At 72.9% G+C, this 11,894-nt stretch carries 10 protein-coding genes; 6 read left to right on the forward strand and 4 right to left on the reverse strand.

The features are described from left to right. Positions 1 to 412: 412 nt before the first annotated feature. On the forward strand, positions 413 to 1,933 hold the full coding sequence (locus ACWC09_RS05705) for a ricin-type beta-trefoil lectin domain protein (RefSeq protein ID WP_450848832.1): 1,521 nt from the start codon (positions 413 to 415) through the stop codon (positions 1,931 to 1,933). 45 nt (positions 1,934 to 1,978) lie between these two features. Here ACWC09_RS05705 and hutI read toward each other — a convergent pair whose 3' ends face one another. The 4 genes from hutI to hutU form a co-directional block, all read right to left on the reverse strand. Continuing rightward, on the reverse strand, positions 1,979 to 3,190 hold the full coding sequence (gene hutI, locus ACWC09_RS05710; RefSeq protein ID WP_450848834.1) for an imidazolonepropionase: 1,212 nt from the start codon (positions 3,188 to 3,190) through the stop codon (positions 1,979 to 1,981). Positions 3,191 to 3,243: 53 nt separating this feature from the next. Continuing rightward, positions 3,244 to 4,632, reverse strand: a complete 1,389-nt coding sequence (locus tag ACWC09_RS05715; RefSeq protein ID WP_450848836.1) for a formimidoylglutamate deiminase — start codon at positions 4,630 to 4,632, stop codon at positions 3,244 to 3,246. After that, positions 4,629 to 5,846, reverse strand: a complete 1,218-nt coding sequence (locus tag ACWC09_RS05720) for an allantoate amidohydrolase (protein WP_450849123.1) — start codon at positions 5,844 to 5,846, stop codon at positions 4,629 to 4,631. The genes ACWC09_RS05715 and ACWC09_RS05720 overlap by 4 nt, the downstream gene beginning before the upstream one ends. A 179-nt stretch (positions 5,847 to 6,025) precedes the next feature. Then, positions 6,026 to 7,690, reverse strand: a complete 1,665-nt coding sequence (gene hutU / locus ACWC09_RS05725; RefSeq protein WP_450848838.1) for a urocanate hydratase — start codon at positions 7,688 to 7,690, stop codon at positions 6,026 to 6,028. A gap of 133 nt (positions 7,691 to 7,823) precedes the next feature. Here hutU and ACWC09_RS05730 point away from each other — a divergent pair, with 133 nt between their 5' ends. The 5 genes from ACWC09_RS05730 (at position 7,824) to ACWC09_RS05750 (ending at position 11,893) form a co-directional block, all read left to right on the forward strand. After that, positions 7,824 to 9,242, forward strand: a complete 1,419-nt coding sequence (locus ACWC09_RS05730; protein WP_450848840.1) for a diaminopimelate decarboxylase — start codon at positions 7,824 to 7,826, stop codon at positions 9,240 to 9,242. Positions 9,243 to 9,411: 169 nt separating this feature from the next. Further along, a complete protein-coding gene (locus ACWC09_RS05735; RefSeq protein ID WP_450848842.1) occupies positions 9,412 to 9,819 on the forward strand; it encodes a hypothetical protein in 408 nt (135 codons plus the stop codon). Continuing rightward, positions 9,816 to 10,955, forward strand: a complete 1,140-nt coding sequence (locus tag ACWC09_RS05740; RefSeq protein WP_450848843.1) for a hypothetical protein — start codon at positions 9,816 to 9,818, stop codon at positions 10,953 to 10,955. Before ACWC09_RS05735 ends, ACWC09_RS05740 begins: the two co-directional genes overlap by 4 nt. A 22-nt stretch (positions 10,956 to 10,977) precedes the next feature. Continuing rightward, the gene (locus tag ACWC09_RS05745) at positions 10,978 to 11,496 is read left to right on the forward strand and encodes a roadblock/LC7 domain-containing protein (protein WP_450848845.1); all 519 of its coding nucleotides are present in this window, start codon (positions 10,978 to 10,980) and stop codon (positions 11,494 to 11,496) included. A gap of 22 nt (positions 11,497 to 11,518) precedes the next feature. Beyond that, a complete protein-coding gene (locus ACWC09_RS05750) occupies positions 11,519 to 11,893 on the forward strand; it encodes a hypothetical protein (RefSeq protein ID WP_450848847.1) in 375 nt (124 codons plus the stop codon). Position 11,894: the final 1 nt, after the last annotated feature.

Consider the following 11,894-nt stretch of genomic DNA (forward strand, 5'->3'; position numbering starts at 1 on the left):
CTCCCATACCCACCGGTAGGTCAGGTCTCCGGCGGGCAAGGGCGCAAGGAGGCGGATGCCGATGGCTCGGGCCAACCGGACCGACAACGGCGTCGAGAGCGGGGGCGGAATCACCGGGGGAGGAATCGCCGGGGACGGGATCGGCGCGGGCGGGGGGTGGGACTCCGGGGACGGCGGTTTGGGCTGGGGCCCCGGGGGCGGCGGTGCCGGCCCCGGGACTGGAGGCGAGATCGCTGGGGACCGGGGATGGAACTCCGGGGGCGGGATCTCGGGGGCCGGGGGCGCGAACTCCGGGGCCGGAGGCGAGACCGTCGGAAGCGGAGGCTGGAACCTCGGGACCGGAGGTGGGAACCCCGCGACCGGAGGTGAGAGCTCCAGGCCCGGGCCTGGGAACCCCGCTGCCGAGGGTGGGATGCACGCGGGTGCGGCCGATGTGCGGCTCGTCGAGTTGTTGCGGACCAGCACCGTCACCGCCTATCCGGCCCTGCAGGAACTCCGCGCCCGGCACCAGCCCGCGGTCCTCGCCTACGCCCGTCTGTGCACGGCGAGCGACTCGGCGGCCCGTCAACTGGCCGCGCAGACCTTCACCCTGGCGGCCCGTCAGATAGCGGGCGGCTCCGAGCCACTTGTCCCCCTGCGCCATGAACTCCTGTTGCTGACCGCCCGGTTGGCCACGCCCTGGGCCTCCGACGAGCGGGCCGCGGGCCTCGACCCCGGGCTGCTGCTGGTGCTGAGCGCGACGGCCCCCGAGGGCCCGGTCCCGCCCATGCTCGGCGCCTTCCAGTCCCTGCCCACCCGCGCGCAGGGCCTGATCTGGTACGGCGTGGTGGACGGCGAACCTCACGACCGCACCGCCGTCCTCCTCGGCCTCACCCCCGAGGACGTCGCCCACGAGACCACCTCCGCCCTCCAGACCATGGCCCACGCCTGCCTGCGCTCCCGCCTGGCCGCCTCCGACGACCCCCGGTGCGGCAACTTCGGCCGCCTCATCGAGGAGTCGGTACGCCCCGACAGCCCCCGCGAGAGCCCCGACCTGCGCGCCCATATGGTCCACTGCGCCCACTGCACGGCGGCCTACGAGGAGTTGACGGCCCTGCGCGACTCCCCGCGCAACGCCCTCGCCGAGGGCCTGCTGCCGTGGGCGGGGACGGCTTACGCGGCACGCGACGAGACGCATCCGAAGGCGACGCGGATGTCGGCCGCCGGTGCCAGGAGGTCCAGGCCCCTCGCGGGAGCGGCGACTCGGCCGCTCTCCCGGCGTCTGCTGCTGACCTCGCTCGCCGTGGCCGTGGCCCTCACACCGCTGCTGGTCCTCCTCCTCTCCCGGACCGGCGACTCACCGTCCTCCCCCTCCCGGCAGGCGGCGGGCGCGAGCGGCGCACCCACGAGCGCACCGCAGGTGACGGTGACGGCCACCGTCTCCTCCACCCCCTCCGCCTCCGCGAGCGCCGACTCACCCTCCCCCACGAGGAGTTCGGCCCCGTCCACTTCGGCGAAGCCCAGCCCCTCCCCCGCCGCCCACGCCCCGAACGGCACCTACGCCCAGATCGTGAACGTCTCCACGGGCCGCTGCCTCGACATCCGCGACGGCGCCCTCTCCAAGGGCACGGACGTCGTCACGGCCCCCTGCACCTCGTCCGACACCCAGCGCTGGCGGGTCGACGCGGCACGCGGGGTCGTGCAGTCGTACGCCGACTCGGACTTCTGCCTGGACAGCCGGGGCGACGTCGACAAGGGCGTCGGCATCTGGGAGTGCGACTCGGTGAGTGGCGGCAACGGACAGAACCTGAGGTTCACGGTGGATTCCGACGGCGTGATCCGACCGGCGATCGCCATCGAGACGGGGGTGACTCCGGCGGGTGGGGAGGGAGTTGCGCTGCAGCCGTTGAACGGGGGTGCAGCGCAGCGGTGGCGGGCGGGGGCGTCCTCCTGATCCCGCCCCTGCTCGACGACTCCCCCGGTTACCCGGGTCTCCGGGTCAGCCCTGGCGGATGCCCCGGCGCCACACGTCGGTGACCAGCGGCACGCCCGGCCGGTAGGCCAGATGCACATGGCTCGGCGCGTCGAGGGCGATCAGGTCCGCGTAGGCGCCCGGAGTCAGGCGGCCGATGTCCTCGCGCCGCAGGGCTGCCGCCCCGCCCGCCGTGGCCGACCACACCGCCTCGTCCGGAGTCATCCGCATGTCCCGTACCGCGAGAGCGATGCAGAAGGGGACGGAGGAGGTGAAGGACGAGCCGGGGTTGCAGTCCGTGGAGAGGGCGACCGTGACGCCCGCGTCCAGGAGGCGGCGGGCGTCCGGCCACTCGGCACGGGTGGAGAACTCGGCGCCCGGGAGGAGGGTGGCGACGGTGTCGCTGTTGGCCAGGGCGTCGATGTCCGCGTCGGTGAGATGGGTGCAGTGGTCGGCGCTGGCGGCGTCGAGTTCGACCGCCAGCCGCACGCCGGGGCCGAAGGAGAGCTGGTTGGCGTGGACGCGGGGGTGCAGGCCCCTGGCCTTGCCCGCGGTGAGGATCGCACGGGCCTGGTCGCCGTCGAACGCGCCCTTCTCGCAGAAGACGTCGATCCAACGGGCGTACGGCGCACAGGCGTCGAGCATCTCGCCGGTGACGAGGGCGACGTAGGCGGCGGGATCGTCGGCGTAGTCGGGGGAGACGATATGGGCGCCGAGGTACGTCACCTCGTCGGTGTGGGCGGCGGCGATGCGCAGCGCCCGGGACTCGTCGGCGACGGTGAGGCCGTAGCCGGACTTGGTCTCGAAGGTGGTGGTGCCCTGGCGCAGGGCCTCGGCGAGGTGGCGGGTGAGGTTGGCCTCCAGCGCCTCGTCGGACGCGGCGCGGGTGGCGGCGACCGTGGTGCGGATGCCGCCCGCCGTGTACGAGCGGCCGGACATACGGGCGTTGAACTCCGCCGTCCGGTCGCCCGCGAAGACCAGGTGGGAGTGGGAGTCGACGAAGCCCGGCAGGACCGCCCGGCCACCGGCGTCGACCCGGTTGTCAGTGGCGGGTGCTTTGCTTGATTCACCGGTCCACGCGATGCGGTCGCCGTCGATGACGACGGCCGCGTCCTGGATCAGACCGAGGGGAGAGCCTCCCCCGCTCTCGAATTTACTCGAGCGGGGGGACCCCCATTCCAGGGAGGGGTCGTTGGTGACCAGCGTGGCGATGTTGGTGATGACAGTGCTGCTCATCATGTCCTCTTGGGCTTCGGTGGGGGGCGGTCCGGTGGGTGGGCCGATGGCCGGTGTCAGCCGCGCAGTGCTTCCACGGCCGCTGCCAGCGCCTGCGGCACATCCGGTACGAGGGTGTGGGCGCCGTCGCGCACAACATGCCGTCCGCCCACGATCGTGTGCCGTACGTCCGCCGCTGTCGCCGCGAATACGGCCGTCTCGGCGCCGAGCCGGGGCAGCGGGCCCGCTGTCCTGACCGAGTCGAGCGCGATCGTCGTGAGGTCGGCGAGGGCTCCGGCCTCGATGGCGCCCGCCTCGTCCCAGCCGAGGGCCGCGTGACCGTCGGCGGAGGCGGCACGCAGCAGAGCCGCCGCGGTCCAGTGACCCCGCGTGCGGGTACGCAGCCGCTCGTCGAGTTCCATCGCGCGTGCCTCTTCGAACAGGTCGATGACGGCGTGGCTGTCGGAGCCGAGGGAGAGCGGGGAGCCGGCGGCCTGGAGGGCGGGGGCCGGTCCGATGCCGTCGGCGAGGTCCCGCTCGGTGGTGGGGCACATGCAGGTGCCGGTGCCGCTGTCACCGAGCAGGGCGATGTCCTCGTCCGTGAGGTGGGTGTTGTGGACACCGGTGGTGCGCGGTCCGAGGACGCCGTGGTCGGCGAGCAGGCGGGTGGGCGTGCACCCGTGGGCGGCCTGGCAGGCGTCGTTCTCGGCGGTCTGCTCGGACAGATGGACGTGGAGTGGGGCCCGCCGCTCCTCGGCCCAGCGCGCCACGGTCGCCAACTGGGCGGCGGGCACGGCCCGTACGGAGTGGATCGCAGCCCCGATCCGTGCGTGATCCCGTTCCTTGAGAAGTGAAGAGCGTTCGGCCCAGGCCTCCGCGCTGCCGTCGGAGAACCGCTGCTGGTGGGTGTTGGGCGCCTGTCCACTGTGCTTGTTCAGGATGCCGGCGGAGAGATAGGCGGTGTCGAGGAGGGTGATGCGGATGCCGGCGTCGGCGGCGGCCGCGATGAGGGCCTCGCCCATGGCGTTGGGGTCGGCGTAGGGGGTGCCGCCGGGGGCGTGGTGCACATAGTGGAACTCGCCGACACTCGTGATGCCGGCCAGGGCCATCTCGGCGTACACGGCACGCGCGAGCGCGTGGTAGCTCTCCGGGGTCAGCTGGTCGGCGAAGGAGTACATGACCTCGCGCCAGGTCCAGAAGGTGCCGGAGCCGACCTGGACGGTGCCGCGCAGGGCGCGGTGGAAGGCGTGCGAGTGGGCGTTGGCGAGACCCGGGAGGGTCAGGCCGCGCAGGATCTCGGCGCCGGGGGGCGGGGTGGGCACGTCCGTGCGGACGGCCGTGATCCGGCCGTCCGCGCCCGCGGCGGAGCCGCTGATGGACACGGTGACGGCGACTCCCGGCTCGACGTGGGTGTCGAGCCAGGCGTGCTCCAGCCAGTACGTCTGCGTCTGCCGGGTCGGCGTCACGTGCAGGCCAGTCCTTCCAGTACGTCGGCGAGGGCGAGCACCCCGGCCACGCAGTCGTCCTCGGCGGCGGACTCGGCCGGGGAGTGCGAGACGCCCGTGGGGTTGCGCACGAACAGCATGGCGGTCGGGATGCTGCCGGAGAGGATTCCGGCGTCGTGTCCGGCTCCGGTACCCAGGACGGGGACCGTGATGCCGCGGTCCCCCCTGTCCCCGTACTTGCCGAGGATGCGGGCGAGTTCGTCGCGCAGGGCGTGGTCGAACTCGACGACGGGCGTGAAGGACTCCCGGACGACGTCGAGGGCGATGCCGTGCGCCTCGGCGTACTCGTGGGCGGCCCTCTCGATGCCGCCCACGACGATGTCGAGGGTGGCCTGGTCCTCGGCCCGGGAGTCGAGCCAGCCGCGCACCAGGGAGGGGATGGCGTTGACGCCGTTGGGCTCGACGGAGATCTTGCCGAAGGTGGCGACGGCACCGGCGAGTTCGGCCTCGCGGCGGGCGGCGAGCACGGTCTCGGCATAGGACAGCATCGGGTCGCGCCGGTCCACGAGCCGGGTGGTGCCGGCGTGGTTGGCCTCGCCCCGGAAGTCGAACCGCCAGCGCCCGTGCGGCCAGATGGCGCTCGCGATGCCGACCCGGTCGCCGGAGAGGTCCAGCGCCCGGCCCTGCTCGACGTGCAGCTCGACGAAGGCCCCGATACGGGCGAGCCGCTCGGGGTCGGCCCCGATGGCCTCGGGGTCGTACCCGGCGGCCTCCATGGCCCGGGGCAGGCTGATCCCGTCCCCGTCGGTCAGCCGGTGCGCCTGCTCGACGGTGAGCTGCCCGGCGGTCAGCCGCGACCCGACACAGGCGAGCCCGAACCGTGCGCCCTCCTCGTCACCGAAGTTGACGATGGCGAGCGGTTTGGTGAACGCGGCCTCCCGCGCCCGGAGTTCATCGAGCGCGGCGAAGGAGGACACGACCCCGAGCGGCCCGTCGAAGGCCCCGCCGTCCGGCACGGAGTCGAGATGCGACCCGGTGACGACGGCGTCCCCGGCACCCGGATCCCCGAGCCAGGCCCACTGGTTGCCGTTCCGGTCGACCTCGTAGCTCAACCCGCGCTGCTGGGCCTGTTCCTTGAACCAGGCCCGGCATTCGCTGTCGGCGCCGGTCCAGGCGTAGCGGCGGTAGCCCTTGGAGTCGGGGTGCCGCCCGATGGGGAGCAGCTCGTCCCACATGGAGTGGAAGGAGCCGCCACCCGAACCGGCTGCGGCGCCGGGCTGTGGCCCGTCAGTCCGTACAGGCTGTGGGCAGTCGTTCCGCAGGGCGGAACGGGTGGGCACAGCCGGACCCGCGCCCGGCGACGAGACCTCGGCCCCCGCCGGACGGTTGCCGCCCTGCTCATCTCCCGGAAGGGTCACGCGTCGTCACCCTCGCGCATGGGCACCCGCACACCCCGCTCGCCCGCGACCGACTCCGCGATGTCGTAGCCGGCGTCCACGTGCCGGATGACGCCCATCCCGGGGTCGTTGGTCAGCACGCGGCGGATCTTCTCGCCGCCCAGCTTCGTGCCGTCGGCCACCGTGACCTGGCCGGCGTGGATGGAGCGGCCCATGCCGACGCCGCCGCCGTGGTGGATGGAGACCCAGGAGGCACCGGAGGCCACATTGACCATGGCGTTCAGCAGCGGCCAGTCGGCGATCGCGTCGGAGCCGTCGAGCATGGCCTCGGTCTCGCGGTACGGGGAGGCGACGGAGCCGCAGTCCAGGTGGTCGCGGCCGATGGCCAGCGGCGCCGCCAGCTCGCCGCTGGCCACCATGTCGTTGAACCGCTCGCCGGCCTTGTCCCGCTCGCCGTAGCCGAGCCAGCAGATACGGGCGGGCAGGCCCTGGAAGTGGACCCGCTCGCCTGCCATCTTGATCCAGCGGGCGAGGGACTCGTTCTGGGGGAACAGGTCGAGGATCGCCTTGTCGGTCTTGGCGATGTCGGCCGGGTCGCCCGAGAGGGCCGCCCAGCGGAAGGGGCCCTTGCCCTCGCAGAACAGCGGGCGGATGTAGGCGGGGACGAAGCCGGGGAAGGCGAACGCCCGGTCGTATCCGGCGAGTCGGGCCTCGCCGCGGATGGAGTTGCCGTAGTCGAAGACCTCCGCGCCGGCGTCCATGAAGCCGACCATCGCCTCGACGTGCTGGGCCATCGCCTCGCGGGCCCGGGTCGTGAAGCCCGCCGGGTCCTTGGCCGCCGCGTCCGCCATGTCCTCGAAGTCGACACCCAGCGGCAGGTACGCCAGCGGGTCGTGGGCCGAGGTCTGGTCGGTGACGATGTCGATGGGAGCGCCCATGGCGAGCAGCTGCGGGACGAGCTCGGCGGCGTTGCCGAGGACGCCGATGGAGAGCGGGCGGCGGGCGTCACGGGCCTCGGTGGCCAGCTGGAGGGCGTGGTCCAGGGAGTCGGCCCTCACGTCGAGGTACCGGTGCTCGATGCGCCGCTCGATCGCGCGCGGGTCGCAGTCGATACAGATGGCGACGCCGTCGTTCATGGTGACGGCGAGCGGCTGGGCGCCGCCCATGCCGCCGAGGCCGGCGGTGAGGGTGATGGTCCCCGCGAGGGTGCCGTTGAACTTCTTCGCGGCGACGGCGGCGAAGGTCTCGTAGGTGCCCTGGAGGATGCCCTGGGTGCCGATGTAGATCCAGGAGCCGGCGGTCATCTGGCCGTACATGGTCAAGCCGAGGGCCTCCAGTCGGCGGAACTCCTCCCAGTTGGCCCAGTCGCCGACCAGGTTGGAGTTGGCGATGAGGACGCGCGGGGCCCACTCGTGGGTCTGCATCACGCCGACCGGGCGGCCGGACTGGACCAGCATGGTCTCGTCCTGCTTCAGCCCCTTGAGGGTGCGCACCATCGCGTCGAAGGAACGCCAGTCACGGGCGGCCTTGCCGGTGCCGCCGTAGACGACGAGCTTGTCGGGGTGCTCGGCGACCTCGGGGTCCAGGTTGTTCTGCAGCATCCGCAGGGCGGCTTCCTGCTGCCATCCCAGGGCGCTCAGTTCCGTACCGCGCGGCGCTCGTACGGGGCGGGGTCCTGACATGGTCTGCCTCCTAGCGGATTGTTGCTGCCGTTATTCACATCCTGACTCTCTGAATAGGGCTAGTCAATAGAACCGGTGGGCAGCACGGGTACGTCACAGATGTTTGGCTGGATGGATGGAGGCGGGCGACGACATGACGGGGGATGTTGTGGGCTATGGGAAGGGCGGCCGGACGGACGGCGCCGCTCGGCGCGACGACGCGGTGCGGGCGGCCGTGGAGCGGGGTCTGCTCGGGCCGGACACGCCCATCCTGGGCCTGCTGGACGTCACGGGCATCCGGGAGTCGGCGGCCGAGCTGCGGGCGGCGTTCGACGCGGTGGTGGCGCCCGGCACTCCCGTGCTGCACGCCTTCGCGGTGAAGGCGACCCCGCTGGTGCCGGTGGTGCGGCTGCTGCGCGAGGAGGGGCTCGGCGCGGAGGTGGCGAGCCCGGGCGAGCTGGCGCTGGCGCGTGCGGCGGGGGTGCCGCCGCACCTCACCGTGCTGGACTCGCCCGCGAAGACGCCGGCCGAGCTGCGGGAGGCGCTGGCGCTCGGCATCGCCGTCAACGCGGACAGTCCGCAGGAACTGGACCGGATCGACGCCCTAATGCTCCCCCATAGCCCGAAAGGCATGGGAGGTACCCCCATGGCGACCAGCCGCTCACCGATCGGGATCCGGGTCAATCCGCAGGTCGGCGGGGGCTCCATCGGGGCCACCTCGACGGCGACGGCCACCTCGAAGTTCGGGGTAGCGCTGCGGGACGAGGGGGCACGGGAGTGGGTCGTACGGGCGTACGCGGACCGCCCGTGGCTGACGCGGCTGCATGCGCACACCGGGTCCCAGGGCATTCCGCTGTCGCTGATGGCACAGGGCGTGGCGGAGGTGTTCGCGCTCGCCGAGGAGATCAACCGGCACCTCGGACGGCCGCAGATCGACACGCTGGACATCGGCGGCGGGCTGCCGGTGAACTTCGGCTCGGACGTGACCACGCCGACGTACGCGCAGTACGCGCGACTGCTGGGCGAGGCGGTGCCCGGGCTGTTCGACGGGCGGTACGGGCTGGTGACCGAGTTCGGCCGGTCACTGCTGGCCAAGCACGGGACCGTGGTGGCGCGGGTGGAGTACGCCAAGAGCGCGGGCGGGCGGCCGGTCGCAGTGACCCACGCGGGTGTGCAGGTGGCGACGCGGACGGTGTACGTACCCGGGTCGTGGCCGCTGCGGATCGCCGCGTACGACGGGAAGGGGCGGCCCAAGGAGGGGCCGGTGGTCGTGCAAGACGTCGCGGGGCCGGCCTGTTTCGCGGGGGACCTGCTCGCCGAGGGGCGGGCGCTGCCGCTGCTGGAACAGGGGGACTACGCGGCGGCGCTGGACACGGGCGCGTACTACTTCGCGCACCACTACGCGTACAACTCCCTCACCCGGCCCGGCGTTTACGGCTTCGCGCCGGACGGGTCGGGAGGCGTGGCCTTCGCGACCGTGCGGGCGGAACAGCGGCTGGACGAGATCGTGGCCGAGTCGGGAGGGGCGCACGCGGGCGCGCTCACCACCCTCCGCACGCCGGACCGCCGTTGACGCGCGCCTGTGGATCTGCGGTTCAACTGCGGTGAAAACAAGGCGAGTCGACCCACCTTAGTCCTCCGGAGCATGTTCCACCGGAAAATGCCAGATCCCTCACCCCTAGCGCACACGTTGCGTAGTTTCGGCGTCACTCAGCCGAACCCCAGGCGGGAGGGGAGCCACGGTGCCCGGAATCGACGAGTGCCTGCTGGAAGCCATGCGACTGCCCGGCGCGCGGGGCGCCGCGCTGATCGACTGGACGAGCGGGCTGGCCCTGGGCAGCGTGGGCGAGTCCCCGGGCGGCGACCAGGAGGCGGCCGCGGCGGAGGCCGCCGAGATCGCGCGGCTGGCCGCCGAGCAGCACGCGTTCGCGCCCGCCGACGATCCCGGGGCGGGGGCCGCGGCGGACGCCGACCCACCGGTCGAGGACCTGATCGTCAGCAACCGGGACAGCTATCACGTGCTGCGGTTCGTGGGGGCGTCCTTCGACGGCAGCGTCTTCCTGCATCTGTGGCTGGCCCGTACGGAGGGCAACCTCGCCATGGCCCGCATCCGGCTGGGCGAGATGGCGGAACGGCTGGTGCTGGCATGACCGCCGTCCACACGACCGAGCCCCCGCGCCTTCCGGTGCGCAAGAAGGTGGCCGCCGCCGCACGCGGGTGGGGCGGCGTCTCGCCGATGCTGACCCGGCTCGCCGCCGAGCGCGCCACCGGCGTCCTGTTCCGTGAGCATGGCACGCTGCACCTCGCCGACGGTCTGGTGGTGCACGCCGAGAGCCCGTACGCGCCCGGCCTGGAGACGCTGCTGACGGCGCACGGCACCCTCGCCGCCGAGGCCTGGCAGCAGGCGCTCGGCGAGACGGACGCCGACGGCCTCGTCCACCACACCGACCACCCCGTGGGGGACCCCGGCCACCGCGCCGGCCTCCGTCTGGTCGACGCGGGACGGCTCGCCCTCGGCGCCTTCGAGCTGTGCCGTCTGACGGCCCTGTACGACGCCGCGTACTTCGTCCTCGCCCCGAGCTCCACCCCGGGCCGCTTCCGCTACGGCACCGCGCACACGCCCCCGGGCACCGTCCGCCCCGTCCCGGTGGCCGCGCTGGAGCGCGAGACCCTGCGCCGCCGCGACCTCCTGCACCGCATCTGGCCCGACCCGGCCACCGACGAGGCCCCGCTCACCCTCACGGACCTCCCGGCGGCGCCCTCGCTCACCCGCCGCCAGCGCACGGTCCTGGCCCAGGCGGACGGCACCCGCACGGCGTCGGACATAGCCCGAGCCCTGGGCCACCTGGCCTTCCACACCCTGGTGGACGTGAGACGCCTGACGGCGGCGGGTGTCCTGACACCGGTACGGCGGCCCGACACGGAGCCGACGCAGCCGCACGCCCCCGGGCAACACCAGCCGGGCGGCCTGTGGCAGCCACCGCCACTGCCGACCCGCGGCCAGCCACCCTCAGCCCCAGACCGGCCACCGACGAACCCCGAGCAGGCGCCACCCGGCCACGACCAGCGTCCGCCATCGCCCGGCCACGGCCAGCCGCCCTCACTGCCCCGCCGTGGCGGATCGTCACCCGAACCAGCCCGTGGGCAGTCGTTCCGCATGACGGAACGGGTACGCACGGCCGGACCCGCGGACGGCGACGAGACCTCAGCCACCACCGAAGAGATGCCGCCCGACCCCCACATCACGCTGCTGAAGAGGCTCAGAGATGCGCTGGAGGCCCTTTGACCGGTTCGAGAGGAGACCCCCGATGGCTCCCGACCCTCACATCCTCGACGAGCTCCGCCGGTTGAGGGCCCGCGTCCCCCAGCTCACCGGCGCCCTCGCGACCGCCGTCGACGAGGTGGTCCTCGCCCAGGACACCCCCGGCGTCGACCCGCAGGGCATGGCCGCGCTCACCGCGACCACGCACGCGGCCGCCGTGAAGCTGGCGGACGCGAGCGGCCAGGGCGAGTTCCGCGAGCTGCTCGTACGCGGGATGTACGGCTACGTGGCGACGTTCACGGCGGGCAGCGGCACCTCCACGGCCGCCGTACTGACCCTGCTCACCCAGGACCGGGTGAACGTCGGCCGGCTGCTGTTGGAGGGACGCCGGGCCGCCGCCCGTATCGCCGAGCTCCTCGACACCCATGGCGCACCCGCGAGCCGCGCCAAACAGGCCAAGCCCGCCAAACCGGCCGCCGCCAAGACGGCCACCCCAAGGACCAGAACCCCGCGCGCACCACGCACCACCACGACCACCAACGCGCGCTCCACCACCGAAAGTTGAAAAGGAACCGAGGAACACACTCATGGCCAACACGGAAACCTGTCTGAAGGAAGCCCTCGCCTCCATCGAGGGCGCGACCGGCGTCGCGCTCGTCGACTACACCAGCGGCATGGCGCTGGGCACGATGGGCGGCAGCAAGAGCTTCGACCTGAACGTCGCCGCCGCCGGCAACACCGACGTCGTCCGCGCCAAGATGCGCACGATGGAGCACCTCGGGCTGAAGGGCCAGATCGAGGACATCCTGATCACGCTCTCCGACCAGTACCACCTGATCCGGCTGATCAGCGGAAGGGGCGGCAACGGCCTCTTCATCTACCTGGTGCTCGACGCCAAGCGGTCCAACCTGGCGATGGCCCGCCACCAGCTGAAGAGGATCGAGGAGGACCTGGAGGTCTAGC

This window comes from Streptomyces sp. NPDC001617 (genome assembly GCF_053596855.1).